This window comes from Halomonas sp. TP35 (genome assembly GCF_052375975.1).
GTDB classification, from domain to species: Bacteria; Pseudomonadota; Gammaproteobacteria; order Pseudomonadales; family Halomonadaceae; genus Vreelandella; species Vreelandella citrativorans.
This window is the reverse complement of the sequence record NZ_JBQSUZ010000006.1, coordinates 197,363-216,281: the sequence shown is the minus strand read 5'-3', so window position 1 is coordinate 216,281 and position 18,919 is coordinate 197,363. Positions and strand designations below refer to the sequence as shown.

The 18,919-nt window shown below is 52.2% G+C and carries 17 protein-coding genes and 1 pseudogene; 5 read left to right on the top strand and 13 right to left on the bottom strand.

What is annotated here, in order from left to right:
* The 4 genes from ACT3RU_RS10025 to ACT3RU_RS10010 all read right to left on the bottom strand — a co-directional run.
* On the bottom strand, positions 1-439 hold a 439-nt coding region (locus ACT3RU_RS10025; RefSeq protein WP_192527375.1), incomplete at its 3' end, for a hypothetical protein.
* 311 nt (positions 440-750) lie between these two features.
* Entirely contained in the window at positions 751-2,112 is a 1,362-nt protein-coding gene (locus ACT3RU_RS10020; RefSeq protein WP_192527374.1) for a GntP family permease, read from the bottom strand.
* Between the two features lie 208 nt (positions 2,113-2,320).
* A complete protein-coding gene (locus ACT3RU_RS10015) occupies positions 2,321-2,719 on the bottom strand; it encodes a lysozyme inhibitor LprI family protein (RefSeq protein WP_192527373.1) in 399 nt (132 codons plus the stop codon).
* Positions 2,720-2,868: 149 nt separating this feature from the next.
* Positions 2,869-3,558, bottom strand: a complete 690-nt coding sequence (locus ACT3RU_RS10010) for a metal-binding protein ZinT (protein WP_192527372.1) — start codon at positions 3,556-3,558, stop codon at positions 2,869-2,871.
* 178 nt (positions 3,559-3,736) lie between these two features.
* On the opposite strand from ACT3RU_RS10010, the pseudogene ACT3RU_RS10005 reads away from it, so the two are divergent.
* The 3 genes and pseudogenes from ACT3RU_RS10005 to ACT3RU_RS09995 form a co-directional block, all read left to right on the top strand.
* Positions 3,737-3,916 (top strand): annotated as a pseudogene (locus ACT3RU_RS10005) (CNNM domain-containing protein); the annotation flags it as partial.
* 121 nt (positions 3,917-4,037) lie between these two features.
* On the top strand, positions 4,038-4,997 hold the full coding sequence (locus ACT3RU_RS10000; protein ID WP_192527382.1) for a calcium/sodium antiporter: 960 nt from the start codon (positions 4,038-4,040) through the stop codon (positions 4,995-4,997).
* Between the two features lie 59 nt (positions 4,998-5,056).
* Complete coding sequence (locus tag ACT3RU_RS09995) at positions 5,057-5,602, top strand: hypothetical protein (protein WP_087108749.1); 546 nt, start codon at positions 5,057-5,059, stop codon at positions 5,600-5,602.
* Positions 5,603-5,631: 29 nt separating this feature from the next.
* On the opposite strand, the gene ACT3RU_RS09990 is transcribed toward ACT3RU_RS09995, so the two are convergent.
* A complete protein-coding gene (locus ACT3RU_RS09990) occupies positions 5,632-7,422 on the bottom strand; it encodes a TRAP transporter permease (protein ID WP_192527371.1) in 1,791 nt (596 codons plus the stop codon).
* Between the two features lie 85 nt (positions 7,423-7,507).
* A complete protein-coding gene (locus ACT3RU_RS09985) occupies positions 7,508-8,476 on the bottom strand; it encodes a TAXI family TRAP transporter solute-binding subunit (RefSeq protein ID WP_192527370.1) in 969 nt (322 codons plus the stop codon).
* Positions 8,477-8,980: 504 nt separating this feature from the next.
* Between ACT3RU_RS09985 and nhaD the strand changes: the two genes are divergently transcribed.
* The gene (gene nhaD, locus ACT3RU_RS09980) at positions 8,981-10,456 is read left to right on the top strand and encodes a sodium:proton antiporter NhaD (protein WP_192527369.1); all 1,476 of its coding nucleotides are present in this window, start codon (positions 8,981-8,983) and stop codon (positions 10,454-10,456) included.
* 82 nt (positions 10,457-10,538) lie between these two features.
* Here the strand turns inward: nhaD and ACT3RU_RS09975 are convergent, their stop codons facing one another.
* The 4 genes from ACT3RU_RS09975 to ACT3RU_RS09960 all read right to left on the bottom strand — a co-directional run bounded on the left by ACT3RU_RS09975 (position 10,539) and on the right by ACT3RU_RS09960 (position 14,993).
* Positions 10,539-13,145, bottom strand: coding sequence for an EAL domain-containing protein (locus tag ACT3RU_RS09975; RefSeq protein WP_192527368.1), 2,607 nt, complete (start codon positions 13,143-13,145; stop codon positions 10,539-10,541).
* Between the two features lie 7 nt (positions 13,146-13,152).
* Positions 13,153-13,824, bottom strand: coding sequence for a glutathione S-transferase (locus ACT3RU_RS09970; RefSeq protein WP_483392666.1), 672 nt, complete (start codon positions 13,822-13,824; stop codon positions 13,153-13,155).
* 127 nt (positions 13,825-13,951) lie between these two features.
* Positions 13,952-14,530 carry an antibiotic biosynthesis monooxygenase gene (locus ACT3RU_RS09965; RefSeq protein ID WP_087108762.1) on the bottom strand — a complete coding sequence of 193 codons (579 nt, stop codon included), beginning with the start codon at positions 14,528-14,530 and terminating at the stop codon, positions 13,952-13,954.
* 235 nt (positions 14,531-14,765) lie between these two features.
* The gene (locus tag ACT3RU_RS09960; RefSeq protein ID WP_087108764.1) at positions 14,766-14,993 is read right to left on the bottom strand and encodes a DUF2835 family protein; all 228 of its coding nucleotides are present in this window, start codon (positions 14,991-14,993) and stop codon (positions 14,766-14,768) included.
* A gap of 126 nt (positions 14,994-15,119) precedes the next feature.
* Between ACT3RU_RS09960 and ACT3RU_RS09955 the strand changes: the two genes are divergently transcribed.
* Complete coding sequence (locus ACT3RU_RS09955; RefSeq protein ID WP_192527366.1) at positions 15,120-15,716, top strand: putative metalloprotease CJM1_0395 family protein; 597 nt, start codon at positions 15,120-15,122, stop codon at positions 15,714-15,716.
* A gap of 23 nt (positions 15,717-15,739) precedes the next feature.
* On the opposite strand, the gene ACT3RU_RS09950 is transcribed toward ACT3RU_RS09955, so the two are convergent.
* The 3 genes from ACT3RU_RS09950 to ACT3RU_RS09940 all read right to left on the bottom strand — a co-directional run bounded on the left by ACT3RU_RS09950 (position 15,740) and on the right by ACT3RU_RS09940 (position 18,918).
* The gene (locus ACT3RU_RS09950; protein ID WP_192527365.1) at positions 15,740-17,512 is read right to left on the bottom strand and encodes a putative bifunctional diguanylate cyclase/phosphodiesterase; all 1,773 of its coding nucleotides are present in this window, start codon (positions 17,510-17,512) and stop codon (positions 15,740-15,742) included.
* A 223-nt stretch (positions 17,513-17,735) separates the two neighbouring features.
* Positions 17,736-18,224 (bottom strand): C40 family peptidase, encoded by a 489-nt coding sequence (locus tag ACT3RU_RS09945; RefSeq protein WP_192527364.1) that lies wholly within the window; start codon positions 18,222-18,224, stop codon positions 17,736-17,738.
* Between the two features lie 64 nt (positions 18,225-18,288).
* A complete protein-coding gene (locus ACT3RU_RS09940) occupies positions 18,289-18,918 on the bottom strand; it encodes a histidine phosphatase family protein (RefSeq protein WP_192527363.1) in 630 nt (209 codons plus the stop codon).
* Between the last annotated feature and the right edge of the window lies 1 nt (position 18,919).

Sequence of the window (18,919 nt, the reverse complement as noted above, 5' to 3'; positions counted from 1 at the left end):
AAGTATTTTTTGCAGCTTGCACAGTATTACAAGTCACCGCCACTAAATATATATTAATATCACCACTTAGATCTAATGGAAACTTCTGTGTACACCTATTATCTAAATAGATACGATGTGGCTTTTCTTTAATCCACTTTTCCGCACCATACAATTGTTGACTGGATTTTATTACAGACTTTTTAAACCATCTTTTCCAACTGACATTAACATCGATATCATTATTAAAACCAATGTCTTTATCAGAAAAAATAATAACATTATTTTCAAAAACAACTAATAAGTCTGATAATTCTTCGCCTACTTTCCTTTTATTAATCCCTTCGTCAGTATATACATTTGGATATGTCCAAAGGCCAAAGAAACTATCATCAGCTAGTTTTGCAAGGTAACGCTCCCTAACAGTGCCGCCTTGTTGTTTGATAGTTGGCTTTAACAAAACATATCCTCTAGGTGGGTAGTGAAATGAAGGTTAGTTTGGTATGAAAGTCAGCATTAAGTCAATTACTCAAATAAGCCATTGAAATATAACAGATAGCGGCGGGTTCAATTCCCGCCGCCTCCACCAGACACCCCTACAAATCAAGCACCTAGCGGTGCTTTTTTTGTGTCTGGAATATACAAAAACTCCCAATAAATATTTAACTCGTGTTAGACGTAGCTGCCCAATCACCTCGTATCGACATTAGCCCCTGACTACAAGGTTACGTGTAGCCAAGGGCAATGCAGATATAAAACAGTCGCTGCTACTTACAGCAGTATCAACGATAGTCCGTAAACCAGGAGCATTGCAGTAACACCCTGAATGAGCGTCGCCATCGTCTGTGCCCGGTAGGCTAGCCCTACGCTCATACGGCTAAAGCGCGAGACGACCCAGAAGAAACTATCATTGGCATGCGAGACCGTCATGGCGCCTGCCCCGATGGCCATCACCGTGAGTGTACGGCCGATATCGCTCCCCAAGCCTAGCGAGTCGAGCATTGGGGCTACTAATGCAGATGTCGTCACGAGCGCAACGGTTGAAGATCCCTGGGCTGTTTTCAGCCCGGCCGCGACGATAAACGGCATCAAAATACCGATACCCAGCGTTGATAGCGTACTGCCCAAGTAATCGCCCAGCGGCGAAGCGCTGAGCACGGCACCAAAGGCTCCACCGGCACCGGTAATCAGCAAAATCGGCGCCGCTGCCAGGATACCTTCGCTAATACGCTCGCTGAACTCCGCGACCTTGTCATCGCTTTTTAACAGCGCGCAGGAAAGCAGTAGACCAATCAGCAAAGCCGTTAACGGTTGGCCAAGCAGGCTAAGTACCTCCATTACCGTACCTTCCCCAACCGGCGCTGCCGGTAGGCGGGCAATCGTTCCGATACAAATGAGCAAAATAGGCACGGCGATAGGGGCAAAAGCAGCCATAGGCTTGGGCAAGCGGCCATAACTGGCTTTAAGCGTTTCCCAGTCTTGCCACTGCTCATCTGGCTTCTGAGACATGTCGTGCAGGTCGGGAGCCGTATGCGCAAAGCGCTTCGCCCAAAGCATACCCGCAATGGCGGCGACCGCAGCAATGGGAATACCCGCAGCAATGACTAATCCAAGGTTAGACTCAAGCCCCAAGTTGCCTGCCGCTGCAATAGGACCCGGCGTTGGAGGCACAAAGGTGTGCGTGGCATAAAGGCCGGTAGCCAGCGCTACGCTCATCGTAATCGACGAGGTATGCAGCTTTTTAGCCAGCGACTCCTTGAGCGAGTTGAGAATGATAAATCCGGAGTCGCAAAAAACCGGGATCGAGACAATATAGCCAATTATCGACATCGTAAGCGTAGGAAAGCGATCCCCTAGCCGGGCAATAATGAAATCAGCCATGGTAATAGCCGCCCCGCTTTTCTCCAGAATCACCCCGATGATAGTTCCCAACACGATTACGAGGCCTATATAGCCCAGAATTCCGCCAAATCCTGAGGTGATCGTACTGACGACCGTATCTATGGGTAACCGATACGCAAAGGCAGCGATAAAGGCCGCGCCCAGCAGCGCCAGGAAGGGATGTATTTTCCACTTGCTGGTGGCAAGTACAATGAGCCCCACCACTATGAGTAATATTAAAACCAGCCCCATGATATTCCCCTAAGCAGTTGTTTATTCAACGTGACGCATATCCCTGCTTACCTAAGCAAGCCAGCACAATGTACCCGAAGCGGCGCGAGGGCGTACACAATAAGGAGAGGAGTAGGCTGTCGCAGAGAACGATATACCTCAACAACCGCTATTTACCCCCCCTCAGCCGAGGTGCTTTTCCGTATCGAACAACCGCCTTGGCACTTACTTACCTTACACAGCTAAGGTCGCCCTCTTCGCAGCTGGCATGCTCTTGCAGGCTTTGCGTACGTGCTTTGGTGAGCGCTTCAAGGCAGCTATTACGTACTATGGGCTGGGCGCTTCCCCCTTCGACCGCGCTACTCTCGAACGCACATTCGGCGTCACGAAAATCAATCCACTTGCGCTGGGCCACTCTGAGCTTCTCAAGCGATAAAGCATTACTATCAAGCCTTTCAATCAATGCCTGATAAGCCTCATTAAGCGCATCATCAGCCGCTTGATACATTTTCGCTGAACACTGCGTCATTTCCGCTTGGGTTTCAGGGCTAACACACTCCTCATTAGCACTTACCAAGCCGCTGAAGATCGAAATCCCCATGCCTGCCCATCGTAAAAGTAGTCGCATCGTCGTACCTATTCTGGTGGATAAAGCCAACGTGGTAACAAGAACGCTATCTGCCTTACAGGTTAGCCTCTTTTCATGCGCCCATAACGGCAAAACGCCAGCATTTCTGCTGGCGCCCATCGACTAGCTATAAAAAAGGTGGCTCGACCTTAATGAGCAGTCATTTCTTCAGCGATTTCATTACCGTCTAAATCGGACGGATAGTAGGTCGGCCAGTGAGAGACTTCTTCCAGCAGTGCTTCGCGATCATTGCCCCAGTAAAGGTGAAAGTGATGCGCGTCGGCTGGGTAGATAGCGTGGTCGCTGAATTGAATGTACTGAGGAAGATTTTCAGCGCTCTCACCCTCTAACTCGAAAATAAACCGCACGCCACGATTGCCTGCGTCGTAGGTTAAAATCTCGTAGCCGTCGTATTGATACTCGCCCGTGCTTTCTTCGCCGTCTTCATAGAAGGTAACGTTATTGCCTTCAATAATGATACGGTCAACCGCTGTTTGGTAACCGGTGTCGTAATACTCCTTGTACTCTTCAGCCGTTTTATCGCCATGCTCGGCTTTATGAGCAAACACCGCATCCAGCGTGCCATCCTCTAGATAGGGATAAACGGACTGCCAATCACCTTCCCAGTCGGAAAGTGAACGGTCCGCTACCTGGTCATCACTGAAATGCCCGGAATAAATATCACTACTGTGGTCATGGGAGTGGTCGTGCGAATGACCATGGGAGTGATCATGATCGTGGTGTTCATGCTTGTCATCTGCAACCACCGGCTGAATACCCGCCAATGCCAGCAAGCTGATGGATAATGCGCTGAGTGCTTTTGATGAAAGTAATGGCATCTTTCAGACTTCCTTTTTCAGCAAATGAATGGTTCTTGAACCAGCAATAAAGATACTTTATAACATAACGCTAATCAAACAAAGCATATTGGCTTGAAGCGTTAAAAGCACCTAACGGTTCTTGGCGGCAAGCTGGTCGACCATCCTCGTAACGATCATGCGGGATCCGACACGTCACCATATGCGTGTGATCCATGATGAACATGGGACATGGCTTGGCATCATTACCCTTGAAGACGTTATCGAAACGATTTTGGGGCAAGATATTGTAGATGAAACGGATAAAATTCAGAATCTTAGAAACCATGCCAAGCAGCGTTGGCTCAATCAAGTAACGTCCGACACACCCCTTCACTAGCTGGCCCTTAGCGAATATTTTAACCCCCTATGGCTGAAAAATAATGTGTCTCGCCATGCACCGAGTTTATGCTTATAGTCACTAACAATAAGCGCTTCGGCTACATGGGAGGCCCTTTATGCTGCTTTATGGACTGAGTTTATTAGCCGGTATTGTGCTTTTAACGCTAGGTGGCGAAGGATTGATTCGCGGCGCCGTCGCCGGGGCCAAACGGCTGGGCGTATCACCGCTGTTTACCGGGCTAGTGATTGTCGGCTTTGGTACCTCATCGCCTGAACTGGTGGTCTCGATCCATGCCGCCATGAACCAGCAGCCCGACATTGCGATTGGCAATGTGGTCGGCAGCAATATCGGCAATATCTTGTTGATTCTGGGCCTTTGTGCGCTTATCTGCCCACTGACCACCCAGCCCCAAGCGCTTAAGCGCGATGGGTTGGTAATGATGCTCGCCACTGGGCTGTTTATTCTTTTAGCGTTTAACGGCAGCTTGGGGCGTTTTGATGCGGCGGTGCTACTCGCAAGCCTGGCGGCTTATCTGGTATGGGCCTACCGCAGCGAAAGCGGCCAGCACTCCCCTTCTGCCGAGCTACACACGGCCGAGGCAGAAGAAGTGACCAAATTGCCCAGCAGCACGCTGTTTATCGTGGTGGCTTTAACCGCCGGGCTGGCTCTACTGATCGGCGGCTCCCAACTGCTGCTTTATGGCGCCGTCGGCATTGCTCAGGCGATGGGGATTTCAGAAGCGGTTATCGGGCTTACCATCGTGGCTATCGGCACCTCACTACCTGAACTCGCGGTATCGGTGATCGCGGCGCTGCGGCGCCATGCCGATGTGGCGGTGGGCAATATTCTTGGCAGCAATATCTTTAATTTACTCGGCATACTGGGCGTCTCCGCCTTTCTTCAGCCGCTACCGCTTGTTGAGCGCATGGCATCCTTTGACCAGTGGGTAATGCTGGGCGCCTCTGCGCTGCTTATTGCTTTCCTCTATACCGGCCTACGCTTATCGCGTGGAGAGGGGTTATTGCTCCTGGTAGGATATATAGCGTATTTAACGGCCAGTTTTACGGTGATTAGTTAAGCTTTGTACGAAAACGGCTTGCGCTCGACCATACGGCGTTAACGGCATAAGGAAGCACAATGATTCTTGGTACTCTGGGGCCTGAAGGCAACAATCATGCGCTGGTCGCTGGGCGCTATCTCAAACACCGGGTACCGCAAGGTGGCCAATGCATTTTCTTCGATACGTTTGAGGCGGCTTTCGAGGCACTTCAAGCCGGCGAACTAACCCATGTACTGCAATGTACGGCCCACTTCAGTCATGCCGACTGCGTAGGTCGCTATATGCATCGCGCCTTTCCAGTCGATACGTTTATTGCGGGCAGTAAGCCGCTGGCGCTGCTCGCCCGTCGTGATACTCCCGAACCAGAGCACATCGCGCTTCAGCCTGCCACGCGTTACTACACTGATTTAAGCGCGTTCAAGACGATCATTGAGGCACCGACAACCGTCGACGTTGCCAATGGATTAATCGAAGGTCGTTATCAGGCCGGCATTTGTGCAGAAGAAGCACTGGTCCAGGCACCTGATACGCTAACCTTGGTACGCTCGCTTGGACCGGCCATTGATACCTGGGTAATCTACGCGACCACAGCGCTAAATGAGGATTCGCCGCTGCACTTATAGCGCACATCGGCAGCGACGAACCCGGCAAGCTAGAGTGCGAAGATAATCAGCGCGCCCACCACCACAAGCACCAGGCGCAGCCAGAGCGCTTTATTGGCAATGACGCCAAAGGAGATCGCCCCCAAGCCTACAGCCACCTTGGCGGTATCGAACAGCGCACCAGCGGGGTCAAAGGCAAGCCGAATCATGTCAGGGTTAGCGACCATTGCTAACGGAATGATATAAAGCCCGATGCCCAGCGCCATGGCCTTCAGCGCTACCTTAAGCCAGTTCTCTCCCACCATGCCCGCCGCGATAAAGACACCACCACACACCGGCGGTGTAATCGTCGACAGTAGCGCATACCAGAAGACAAACAAGTGCGCGAGGAGCGGTTCAAGCCCAAGCGATGTCAGTGCAGGTCCCGCCACAGAAACACAAATGACATAGGCGGCCGTCGTGGGAACTTCCATGCCCAGAATCAAACATGCCAGTGCCGTCAACAAAAGCGCAGGCCATAGCATATCGTTGGAAAGCGACAGGATACCGGAGGTAATTTTCACCCCAAGCCCGGTCAGCGAAAGCACGCCTATCACCAGCGAGGCGCAAATAATAATCGCGCCAATCATCGCAATCTGCCGCCCAGCGGTCACCATGGCGAGCATAAACCGGGTTATAAAACCGGACAGGGAAAAACGGAGTGTGACGTTAAAAAACAGCAGGGCCAAACTGGCGAAAATGGCAATGCTCGCCGCATACTGAGGGGTGTATCCGCTGATAAAAATACACGCCAGCAGCAACACAAAAGGGACCGCAAAAAACAGTGAGGTAATCAACACCTCTTGACGGCTGGGCTGCTCGCTTTTATCCAAAGGCTGCAAGTCATGCCGAGTCGCGTAAGCATTAATCCCCACCCAGACCGTCAGAAAGTAAAGAAACGCCGGTAAAACAGCCGCCGCCATAATCTGTGTATAGGGGGTTCCAGTGAGCTCCACCATTACGAAAGCACCCGCACCCATCAAGGGCGGCATAATTTGTCCACCCGAGGAGGCCACGGCCTCCACCGCCCCTGCCAGGGATTTCGGATAACGCAAACGCACCATGGAGGGAATGGTAATGGCCCCGGTAGACGCCACATTGGCGGAGGCCGACCCGGAAATGGACCCCATCAGCGCTGAGGAGATCACCGAAACTTTAGCCGCGCCACCGGTTAACCGGCCCGCCACGGCACTTGCCAGATTCATAAATCCTTGACCTGCCTCGCCCGCGTTAAGCACAGCGCCAAAAATAACGAAAATCGCGACGACGCCCACACTGACACCGGTAAGTGACCCCCACAGCCCGCCTTCGGCAATGGTCAGCGTGCCCACCATGCTTGGCAGGGGAATACCTGGGTGACCAAACGTGCCAGGCACATACTGTCCAAAAGCGCCATACAGCAAAGCGAGCAACGCAACCAACGGTAAGGGCCAGCCAATAGCACGGCGCGCCGCTTCAAGCGCCAGAGCGATCAAAAAAAGCCCAATACCCATTTGCAGATGGCTATCGATAAAACCGTACTGGTTGGCCAGTGATGCTTCGTTAAGGGCGATATAGCCGCAGGCCGCCACACCAAGTAGTGTCAGCACCCAGCCACTCGCCCGCTGCCAAGGCGTTTTGGCCATAAATATCAGCACCCAGGGCAGCAGTAATGCCATGTGCAGCGGGCGACTAATCAACGCAGGCGTTAACCCGTAAAAGATAAGCCCCATGTGGAAAACCACACTTAAGGTGCCCAGCGCTACCCAGCCACGCGCAGCGGGCGCCTCGTCGTCTAGCGTCGAAGTTGAAAAAAGTGTCATGCCCTATGCCTATCAGAAACGAGTCAACAACAAATAGCGACGCCACGAAGCGGGCCTCGTGGCGTCGGCACTGCCTGGGAGAGAATTAACGCAGCGATTCGGGAACGTCGATGCCTGCTTCCTCGTAATAGCGCAGAGCACCGGGGTGCAGCATACCCGCCATATTGGCAAGCTGATCAGGCGTAATACCGCCCCACCACGCGGTCTCTTCGGCCATGGCATCACGGCGTTCCCAGAAGGTTTTGGTCAGCGTATACGCGGTTTCGTCATCCATTTGTGACGTGGTATACGCCATGACGGGCAACGACGTGGTTTGTACGTCCTCATCAATACCTGGGTAGGTACCGCCAGGAATTACCTGACGCGGTGCGCCGGTCATGTCGATCTGCTCGTCAGTGAGACTCACCATCGCAATCGGCATGCCCGCAGCCACTTCGATAATATTGGGCGTTGGGTAAGAGCTGGCGGTTACAAAGCCGTCAATCTGTCCGTTTTTCAACGCGTCGGGGCCGCTGCCCAAGGCTGCATCGGCGACCTGTACACTCTCATCCAATCCAAACAGCGCTAGGTAACGTGCGGCTTCACGTGCGCCGAACGTGCCCCGGCCAATCAGGATATGTTTATCTTCAAGTTCCTCAATACCCACTACGCCTTTATCCTCGCCCAGGATGAAGTGCATGGTAATCGCAGGAATGGGAAACAGGCCGCGGATCTCCTGGAAACGTGGATTCTGGCGTTCAGCAAAAGGCCCTTCACCCGCCATGGCCTGGTCAACCAACGCAGGCGGCGTGGTAAAAACATAGTTACCCTGGCGCGCCATGACTTCCATCACGTTTTGCACCGAGCCTTGGCTCTCTTCCAGGGTAAGAATAATAGCGTCATCCGTGCCCTGGCGAATGGCTTCTGATAACTCGACACCCATCTGATAATAAGCCGTTCCCGCCGTTGCCGATTTGTAGGTAACGCGGGTTTCCGCCTGAGCGGCCAGGCTAAGTGAAAGCGTGGTGGCTACGAGTAAGGGCGTGCATAAAGCAGAGCGTATAAAGGGGAGCATGTGTCAATTCCTGGTATCCAGCGACCTCAACGGCCTAATTTTTTTGTCGCGCTGAAAGAATAATAAACCCCAGCGGGCCAGGTCGTGAACAGTCCCCGCCTAGCGCCGCTAACATTAGCATGTAATACGCCGAGCAGGAACGCTGCGCCTCAACGAAGCAGCCAAGCCAAGACAGCCCTGTCCAGCACTGAATTCGATGCATAGGCAGCACTGACGGGCAATAATGGCAAACAAAGTATGGCACTCATCGTTCGTCTTACTGCATAGCTTATCGCTTGCAACTTTGGTTTATTATCATAAAGATTAATCACTGTTAAAATGTATCGCACTTTACCAACAAACTTACCATTAGCTAAATGGGTAATTTGCTAAAAAAAGATGCCATAGCGAGTTAATAAACGATCTTTATTCGGTTTTATTCTTTATTTAGAAAATAGGCAAGTTGTTATACTTAACGCCGCTTATTAACCCTTCCTACCACCTTTAAATAAGGATAAACGCATCATGTTGACGCAGGATTGCGACCCAGGCCAGCCGAGATTTTCTCGTCGCTGGCTTTTTTTGTTAGCCCCCTTACTATTTTTCTATAGTGTGTCGACCTTTGCTGTGACGGGTGAGATTGATTTAACGACATCTTTTATCGGTTTTTTTGCTGTCGCCATTTTTGTTTTGGCATATGCCTTGGTGATGGCAGAAGAAAAGATTCATATGCGTAAATCCAAGCCAGTGCTAATAGCGGCAGGTATTATTTGGAGCCTCATCGGCTGGGTGTATGTTCAAAACGGCATGTCAGAAACCTCAGAATATGCGTTTCGCATGACCCTTTTAGAGTTCACCGAGCTGATGCTGTTCCTGCTGGTGGCCATGACATATATCAACGCCATGGAGGAGCGTCGAGTATTTGATGCTTTGCGCTCCTGGATGCTGCGTAAAGGATTTAACTATCGCACGCTTTTTTGGCTGACCGGCGGCTTGGCATTTATTCTTTCACCGATTGCCGATAACTTAACCACCGCGCTGCTAATGTGTGCCGTCATTACCAAGGTGGCCGAAGGTGACAAGCGCTTTATTAACCTGGCGTGCATTAATATTGTGGTCGCCGCCAATGCGGGAGGCGCCTTTAGCCCATTTGGGGACATCACCACGCTGATGGTATGGCAGGCAGGTATTCTTCAGTTCCAGGAGTTTTTTACTCTTTTCCTCCCTTCGTTGGTTAACTTCCTGATTCCGGCCATGATCATGAGCCTGTTTATCAAGGATCAAAAGCCCGATAGCGTGTATGAGGATGTGCAACTCAAACGCGGTGCACGACGGATTATCGTGCTTTTCTTACTGACTATTCTAACCGCCGTCATGTGCCACACATTCCTGAACTTGCCGCCCGTGCTCGGCATGATGACAGGGCTTGGTTATCTTCAGTTCTTTGGCTTCTACCTACGCAAGAGCCTGCCCCGTTCGCTGGAGCGTAAGCGTGAACGCTACAGTCGTCGTGGGGATAACAAGAAACTGGCGCAATTAGGTAGCGTGGTACCGTTTGACGTATTTAACCGCGTGGCACGGGCCGAGTGGGACACACTGCTGTTTTTCTACGGCGTGGTGATGTGCGTAGGTGGGCTTGGCTTTATGGGCTATCTTAGCCTGCTGTCCGATGCGCTTTATACCAACTGGGATGCCACGTGGGCGAACATTGTGTTGGGGGTGGTCTCCGCTGTGGTGGATAACATTCCCGTGATGTTTGCAGTGCTCACCATGCAGCCCGAAATGTCTGACGGGCAGTGGCTGTTGATCACCCTAACCGCCGGTGTTGGAGGCAGCCTGCTCTCTATTGGTTCAGCAGCTGGCGTTGCGGTTATGGGTCAAGCACGCGGCTCTTATACCTTTATGGGCCACTTGCGCTGGACGCCGGTTATTCTATTGGGCTACATCGCCAGTATTGCCGTTCATTTATGGCTTAATGCAGGAAGCTTTACCGCCTTTTAAGACAGATTGATACGCTGTTTTTTAACACACGTCCTCACCATAATAGATAACGCCCTTATCCAGGGCGTTATCGTTTAGCTTTTTAGTAGCTTTCAAACAAGCGATCAATGGGTGTCGGTCGGCCAAACAGGTAGCCCTGATAACGATAACAGCCATGACCTTTTAGCCAATCCAGTTGCTCTTGCTTCTCGACCCCTTCGGCTACCACCGTTAACCCAAGGCTCACTGCCAACAAAATGGTGGTATCGACGATGGCCGCATCCGCTTTATCGGTTAAAAGCTCACGGATAAACGACTGGTCAATCTTTAGTTCATCCAAGGGCAGTCGTTTAAGATAGCTTAACGACGAGTAGCCAGTACCAAAGTCATCAATCGCAAAGCGAACACCTTGCGCGCGCAGTTTGAGCATTGTATTGCGCACACGTGTTGGATCACGCATTAACAGGCTTTCGGTGACTTCCAGCACCAGCCGCCCAGGTGGCGCTTGGGTCTGAGCAAGAAGACCTTCCAAGTTGCGTACAAATTCAGGCTGCTGAAACTGTACCGAGCTCACGTTAACGGAAATCGTCAGCGCAGCATAAGGGGCCTGGTTGGCCCACTTGGCAAGCTGCTCGCAGGCAGAATGAAGCACCCAATAACCAATGGGTATAATTAGCCCATTCTCTTCTGCTAGAGGAATAAAGGTCGATGGCGGCACCCAGCCTCGCTGGGGGTGACACCAGCGTAAAAGCGCCTCCACACCGGTGGTAATGCCTTGATGATTTACCTGAGTTTGATAGTGCAACGCCAGCTCATGACGTGCCAGCGCATGGTGTAAATCGGCTTCAAGGTTGGCCCGCTCGATCAAGCGTGTTTGCATACTGCGATTAAAAAAGCGCAGCGTATTCCCACCCGCGGCTTTAGCCTGCTGAAGTGCCAAGTCGGCCTGTTGGAGCACGCTGTTCATACTATGATCAGAGCCATCGAATAACGTAATACCAATACTGGCGTTGACGGGCAGCGAACGCCCCGTACGCAGTTTGAAGATAGCGTCCAACAACTGCTTAGCTGTGCGTTCAGCGCTTAGCGCAGCATCCGCCTGATGCTCGCCCAGCTTTGCTAGTAGCGCAACAAACTCATCCCCACTAAAGCGGGCCAACACAGCCCCTTCTGGTAACAGCGACCGCACCTGCTTGGCCACATCAATCAACAACTGGTCGCCACTTTCATGGCCCTGAATATCGTTAACGAGATGAAAGTTATCCAGATCAATGGTCAGCAGTGCGCTATAGAGATGGGACGTATTCTCCTGCTCAATTTTCCCGCTTAACGACTCCATCAATAAGCGTCGATTAGGCAGACCTGTCAGCGCATCGTAAAACGCCAGATGATTGGTACGCGATTGCAGCTCAAGGTAATCGGTTAGTTCAGTGGAAATACCGCACAGACTCGCGGGCTCGCCTGGGGAGAGGGATAACGGCATTTTAATAGTAACAAACGTGCGAACCTTATCGTTGTGTTGTAGTACGTTCCTCTCTTCGAGCGTTATTTTTTTGCCTGATTCCATCACACTGCGGTCAATCTGGGCTATTTCATTCGCGGTTGTGCTATCAAAAAATGCCTCATCGCTCTTACCCAGAATTTGCTCTTTCGGCAGCCCAAAGAGCTCAACCACCCGCTGGTTGACAAACTGGTAATGTAACGACGGTGTTTTTATATAGATGTAGGCGTCCACGTTATTAAGAATAGTGGCCAGCATGGCCTCATTAGCGTCGAGCTGTGCCCTATTTAGCGTGACACGTCGTTTAAGCCACCACGCACTGCCTAGCGCCACAGCAAGTAGCGCCGTTAACAGACCAAGCCCGCCCCATAACCAGGTAGAGATCGTATCGGGTGGTGTTTCGGCACGCCAGGAACGCAGTATCCTAAAATACGCTGAACGTGGATTTTGCTTCCAACCACGCAACACATCGTCGATACGGTCCAGTATGGTTGCCGACAAAGTAGGCGACCCGGCATAGAACAACCGGATAGGTTGAAAGATGATGGGCGTTTCATATAGTCCATAGTCCTGCGCGCGCCAGTCTCCGAAGATATGGTCGGTAACCGCCAGGTCCGCATCCCCCATGGCCACTGCTTGAAAAGTATCCGCATAGCTATCCACGGGCAACCAGGTGACCGAAACACCGAAGCGTTCTGTCACGGCGCTCAGGTAGTTCTGTTGAATAGAGCCATCTACAATGGCGACGCGTTTTTGTTCAAGATCAAGAATCGCCTCGACCCGCTCGTTTTCGCGCTGATAAAGCTGCGACCAACTTTGGATAATCGGTTCACGATGAAACGCGATACGTTCACCACGCTCTTCACCCCAGGCAGTCCCGGGCAATATATCGATATCACCCTGCTCAAGCAGAGTAAGACAGTTGTGGAATTCGCAGGCAATACTCTCAAGCTGCCAATCCTCTTCTTGTGCAATCGCTTCAAGCAGCTCACCCAAAATGCCGCGCAAATGCCCCTGGTCATCTACGAATATTTTTGGCGGATTGTTATAAACGCCCACCAATAAGGTGTCGCTGGCCATGCTTGAAAAAGCAAAACTCCAGAGGCTCAGCAACGCAGCGGCCTTAATAGCGCTTCTACGTGTGCGAGCAAGCAGTCGTCCTGATATCAACCACGGCGGGTGGGTAACGCATCCAGCCTTATCCTGCATCGTCCTGCTACTCGCCTGGCACGGTGAGCGGGCCTGCGCGCTCGACCACACGCTGCCAAGCAGGGTCAGCGTCAACACGCGCCACAAACCGCATAATGGCGGGATACGTTGTCAGCGTTTGGGTGGCAGCTATGGCCTGAAGAGGAAAGCTCATTTGAATATCGGCCCCGCTTGGCCACTCACCTGCAAAGTTCTCTTTACGCGCTAAATGATCTTCGATAAAGCCCAGGTGCTGCTTAAGCTGAGGCGCTAAAAATTGCTGACTCACCTTATCGCCAATGCCTTTAGCGAGCGGTTTAATTAACCAGGGAGACTGCTCAGGTATCTTTTTAAACACCAGTTGCATCACCAGCAGTGGCATTAAAGAGCCTTCGGCATAATGTAGCCAATAGCGGTAATCCACCCAGTCGGCGATATTATCGACAGAAGGTTGCAAGCACTCTTTGCCGTAGGTATGTAGTAAGTAATCAATGATTGCCCCTGACTCTGCAATCACTAACTCGCCATCCATAATGACTGGGGACTTACCTAAAGGATGAATGTTTTTTAGTGCAGCAGGCGCCTGCTGAGTTTTACGGTCACGCTGATACACATGAATGTCATAGTCCAACGCAAGTACTTCGAGAAGCCATAAAATTCGATGTGAACGCGACTTTTCCAAATGATGGACGTGAATCATAAAGTACTCCATGAAGGCGATGTAACACGCAGGCGCTAGGTCTGCAGCAACTGTCCTTTTACTGCAAGCTTATTTAGCGTAGCAGCGTTGCCCCTCATGGAGTACATATATCCAGGTAAAAAAAGTCTTATGTTCGATTAATGCGCCGCAGATGTATCCACCTATCCATTGGTGACCACTTCCCTTGCAGCCAAGGCGACAGTAGCCGTGTGGAGAGTGGAATAAACACAAATACCATCACCGGCGTTAATATCAGAGTGCTCACTAACACGCGCGGAATCAGCGCCCAATCGGCCAACATACCGCCAAATACCCACTGAAAGAGTAACGAGATAGGAAAAAAGGCCAACCAAACGGCAACGGCCTGCTTCCAGCGAGGCGGCACACTGCCTGAGCCGGTTTGAAACCAGGCATCCAACCCCGTGGCACGGTGCTCATGAGGCGCATCATAAAGCCCCCTGCCGCGCACAAGCCAGGCATGACGTGAAGCCGAGTGCTCCCATGCATGGAGCGTTTCACTGCTGCTAAAGCGGAAAATAATCTGATATTCATCGTGATGCTCGGGTGGCGCAAGCACTCCTGAGCCCAGATAACCAGGAAAATCAGCCGCTAGCTCGCGACCTTCGTTCAACCACCGATTAAAATCATGGTAACGGCCACTGGCAATGCGCCGAGCTACCATCAATGTGACAGGTGAGGCAGACATGGTATATCTCCTGATATAACCACAACCAATACTGGGTAAGCAGGTTGTAAACGATCCGGCGGATAAGCCTGATCGCGTTAACGGCATAAGCGAGGGATACCGCTTATGAGATGACGTAATTATATAGACAATAGCAACGCCATGTGGGTTATTTAACAGGTGGCGCTAAGCCATCTTAAGCACTCGTATTTGCACTCCGCCTTCGGCTAAGCACTCTAAGCGTGCAGCCTATGCATTAACGATAAGAGAGCGGATGGATACTCGTAAAGCGCCCTTGCGCTGAAAACTCCAGCCGGAAAACGCCATGAACACCGTTTTTCCCTACCACACGTCGAATAGCGTCGGAGGGAAACACCACCCAACGCCCATCCACGCTGCGGGTACGCACGTTGGCAACGCGCCCTTCATAATGGGCCAGGCATTCATCGGGGCTAAGATGGAGAATCACATCAATGGACGGCATAGCGGTATCAGTTAAAAACGGTTATGCAGCAAGTGACATGCCCTTGCACGCTTCTATTGGTTTACGAATGCGCTATAGTAACGCAACCGTACAATAACGTAATGACTCAAACGGCGGTAACTGCTTATGGATGCGACCATCAGTGCTTTTTCCCCGGTTGGGGCAGCATATACCACGACCTCCCATCGTGGGTCGACGACGACTGACGACACCGAGGACACGCTAGAAGCGCCTTCCACCTCCGAAGACGAAACAACCCAAACAGATGGTGAGGCGGAGGCCGCCCCCACGCGACCCGATGGAACGCCTCTAGCGCCTGAAGAAATCAAGCTGATTGAGCAGTTAAAGCAGACCGACCGGGATGTTCGTCAGCATGAGATGGCTCACCAAATTACCGGCGGGGCCTATACTGGCGGCGCCACTTACGAATATGAAATAGGCCCCGATGGAAAGAAGTACGCCGTTGCGGGTGAAGTGCCTATCGATTACGGCCCCATCCCGGGTGACCCACAGGCCACCATAGAGAAAATGCAGACGGTGATTGCTGCCGCGCTGGCGCCAGCCGACCCGTCGCCAAAAGACGTGCAAGTAGCCGCCCAAGCCCGCCAATACTTGCTAGAGGCCCGCCTTGAGGCTTCCCAGCAAGAGAGCGCCACAAGATCTGCGCAGAGTGAAGCTGAGCAGAACGAGCCTGAAGCGGCCGACTCGGGCCAAGCCGCTTAAACACTGCCCCGAGGCCGCAGCGCTTATGGAAGTTGTGTAAGCGACTGCCAATCGGCTCGTAACGGCCATCGCGAAAGCCAAGTGGGCAATGCGTTGGCAGGCATGGGCTTGGCGATACCAAACCCTTGGGCCAGAAAGCAGCCTAATTTCATGAGCGCCTTGGCGTGCGCCAGCGTTTCCACGCCCTCTGCCAACATGGGTCGGTTAAAACGATTAGCCATATAGATAACGCTTTCCACAATGGCCATATCGTTGGGGTCGCTGAGCATATCGCGCACAAAGCTTTGGTCGATTTTAATCAGATCTACTGGCAGCTGTCGCAAATGGGTAAGCGATGAGTAACCCGTGCCGAAATCGTCAATCGCGAGCCCCACCCCAAGCGCTTGGCAGCGCTCAATATTTTGAAGCGCCGCCTGTATATCATGCATGGCCGCACTTTCCAGCACCTCCAGCTTCAGCATACGCGGTGATATCTGTGGATAGCGCGCTAATAGCTCGGACAAGCGCTGGCTAAAATCGCTGATCAATAAGTGCGTAGGGCTGATATTAACGCTAATCGGCATTGCAATCCCTAAGCACTGCCATTGTGCAAGCTGTTCAAGTGCCTGTGTCAGCACCCACTCTCCCAGATCTATTTCCAGCGACGAAGTATCTATGTGGGGCAAGAATTGGCCGGGGAGCAGCAGCCCCTTTTCAGGATGTTGCCAGCGGACAAGTGCCTCCACCCCCACCACTTGCCCCAAGCGCATATCGATCTGCGGCTGAAAATAGAGCTGTAATTCCTCGTGGTTAAGCGCATCGATAAAACGCTGTCGCTGTTCGTGGCGTACCTGAAGCAGCCTATCCAAGTCTGGATCGAAAAAGTGAAACGTATCACGTCCACGCTGTTTGGCACGGTACATGGCCTGATTGGCGTGGCGCAGCAGCATGTCGCCCTGCACATGATCATTGGGATAAAGCGTGATACCCAGGCTTACGGTCAGATAAATACTCTGCCCTTCAATCACCATCGGCTTGCGAATCGCCGCCAGCAGTTTTTCAAAAAAGGCGTCGTCTACGCCATGATGCAATAGCAGCACAAACTCATCGCCACCGACCCGCGCCAGCACATCGTCACCAAACAGCAGATGGCCCACGCGCTGTGCAAAGGAGGAAAGCAAGGTATCTCCCATTTCAGTGCCCAAGCGCTCATTGATCGTTTGAAAGAAATCGATATCCAACGAGCAAATGGCCAGCGGCAACCCCTTTAAGTCTGCGTACTGAATCGACTCCTGAATCAATTGCGTTAATAGCTGTAAATTGGGGAGACCGGTCAGCGCATCAAAATAGACGTCTCGATTCAAGTGCCGCGCATGGGCCGGAATTGCAGACAAATCGGCCAGTACAATAATATGGTGGTCGATACATTCCTGATGATCACGCACCCGATTGACCGACATCATGCCAGGATAATACTGCCCGTCATGACCTCGATAACTCACCTGGTGCTTGCTACGGTCACGCAGCCTGAGTTTTTCGCTCATTCGATGAGCAGTACGGCCATCCTCCAAGGGGAGAATGCTAAACGCTTCCGGCGTCTTGCCTTTAACGTCGTCAAGCGTAAGCCCGGTAAGCTCGCAAAAAGCCGGGTTTACGTCCAGAACTCGATTGTCTCGATCAGAAATAATGATCGCTTCGTTAGCGAATAAAAAGGCGGTTTGATCAGGTGAGCGTTGAGTGTCCGCGTTCCTGGCCGGTACAACATCCACTTGGCGCGAAAACAGGGTCTTTGGCGGCATGTGGGTAGGCGGATACATAGCAAGACTCCTGTCCATTCGCGTCCAAAAGGCGTGCTACCAGGCAGCCTCTCTACTGCCATTTACGCGCTTTTAATAAAAGCAACATGCCATACTATCATCCTCGGCCCGTCTCGTGTCTTTGATATTGCCAAGCATGTTCGTTCATACGAAAGCGGCGCCACGCCTGTGCGTTAGGCCGCCCTAAGGCTGGATGCTAGTTAAAAAGTTAGCCAAGGATTCATCAAGGTGCCAACGCCGCTGCGCCTAAAAAGCGCTGCTGCCAGTAATCGATATCCAGGGGAACGCTGACCACGGCACGACCACTTCCCGGGGCGTGGATCATCTGCTGGTTACCGCGATAGATACCGACATGTGTGGCCTTGCTACGCTCTCCAAAGAAGAGCAGGTCACCTGGCCTGGGCGTATTGGCTGAGGGTAACGCACGAAACTGTTCATCTGCGGTGCGCGGTACGCGCATACCGGCCGCGCGATACGCCATTTCAACAAGCCCGGAGCAATCAAGGCCGTCGGGCGTATTACCACCAAAGAGATAGGGCGTACCAATGGCCTGCTGAGCGTGAGCCAGGATCAGCACGCGCTCCATGGAAAGGCCTTCGCGGGGTTCGGCTGAGGATGTGGAGGGGGCAATAGCGACATCTCGGCTGGCACAGCCCGAAAGCCACATTAATATCATCAAAGCAAACGTGAATTTCCCCAACATGACGGGCATTAGCAACTCTCCTTGTGGCAATGCCCTTATCATGGCGCAAACGTGTGGACAGCGCCAAGCTCAACTAACGACCAATCCACTCAATAAAGCTGGTTTCGCCTAGCGCATGGCGTTCATGGCGCACACGGCTCATCGCAGCGTAAGGCAAATCCATCGCCAATACGCGCCCTAACGGCTGCTGCAATACCTGGCGCAGCAGGCCATTGCAGACAAACAGATGGGCAACGACGAGTACATGCTTGCCTGGCGGCTTGGCCAATAGATTGCGCCATACTTCAGCAATCCTATGATCAAAAGCGTCAATGGCTTCGCCTTGCGGTGGTGAAACCGTCGCAGGGCTATTCCAGAAAGCACTCATCGGGCCGGTGCCTTCCTCGCTAAATACGTCTGCGTGAGTCTTACCTTCCCATTGCCCGAGATGCAGCTCAGCCAGGTCGTCTTCAATCTGTACCGGTAATTCAAACTCCTCGCCCAACCACAGCGCAAACTCACGACACCGCATAAGCGGCGAGGTAAGCACAGCATCGTAAGGCGGCCTGCCGCCAACGGTATGGCGCATAATGGCATCCGTTACCTGCTGCCAACCGGTTTCACTCAGCGGATGGTCAGTAGAACCGCGCAGCATGCGCCCGCCAACGGGTTCGCCATGGCGCAGCAAATCAATGGTGGTGACATCGGCATCAGGAAAGCGCATT

Excerpts from the sequence above, each read along its gene's own strand:
- ACT3RU_RS10020 (WP_192527374.1), bottom strand. The coding sequence starts at position 2,112 with ATGGGGCTGGTTTTAATATTACTCATAGTGGTGGGGCTCATTGTACTT.
- ACT3RU_RS09965 (WP_087108762.1), bottom strand. The coding sequence starts at position 14,530 with ATGTCTGCCTCACCTGTCACATTGATGGTAGCTCGGCGCATTGCCAGT.
- ACT3RU_RS09990 (WP_192527371.1), bottom strand. The coding sequence starts at position 7,422 with ATGACACTTTTTTCAACTTCGACGCTAGACGACGAGGCGCCCGCTGCG.
- ACT3RU_RS09955 (WP_192527366.1), top strand. The coding sequence starts at position 15,120 with ATGGATGCGACCATCAGTGCTTTTTCCCCGGTTGGGGCAGCATATACC.
- ACT3RU_RS09945 (WP_192527364.1), bottom strand. The coding sequence starts at position 18,224 with ATGCCCGTCATGTTGGGGAAATTCACGTTTGCTTTGATGATATTAATG.
- ACT3RU_RS09950 (WP_192527365.1), bottom strand. The coding sequence starts at position 17,512 with ATGTATCCGCCTACCCACATGCCGCCAAAGACCCTGTTTTCGCGCCAA.
- ACT3RU_RS09940 (WP_192527363.1), bottom strand. The coding sequence starts at position 18,918 with ATGCGCTTTCCTGATGCCGATGTCACCACCATTGATTTGCTGCGCCAT.
- ACT3RU_RS10015 (WP_192527373.1), bottom strand. The coding sequence starts at position 2,719 with ATGCGACTACTTTTACGATGGGCAGGCATGGGGATTTCGATCTTCAGC.
- ACT3RU_RS09970 (WP_483392666.1), bottom strand. The coding sequence starts at position 13,824 with ATGATTCACGTCCATCATTTGGAAAAGTCGCGTTCACATCGAATTTTA.
- ACT3RU_RS09975 (WP_192527368.1), bottom strand. The coding sequence starts at position 13,145 with ATGCAGGATAAGGCTGGATGCGTTACCCACCCGCCGTGGTTGATATCA.
- ACT3RU_RS10010 (WP_192527372.1), bottom strand. The coding sequence starts at position 3,558 with ATGCCATTACTTTCATCAAAAGCACTCAGCGCATTATCCATCAGCTTG.
- nhaD (WP_192527369.1), top strand. The coding sequence starts at position 8,981 with ATGTTGACGCAGGATTGCGACCCAGGCCAGCCGAGATTTTCTCGTCGC.
- ACT3RU_RS09995 (WP_087108749.1), top strand. The coding sequence starts at position 5,057 with ATGATTCTTGGTACTCTGGGGCCTGAAGGCAACAATCATGCGCTGGTC.
- ACT3RU_RS09985 (WP_192527370.1), bottom strand. The coding sequence starts at position 8,476 with ATGCTCCCCTTTATACGCTCTGCTTTATGCACGCCCTTACTCGTAGCC.
- ACT3RU_RS09960 (WP_087108764.1), bottom strand. The coding sequence starts at position 14,993 with ATGCCGTCCATTGATGTGATTCTCCATCTTAGCCCCGATGAATGCCTG.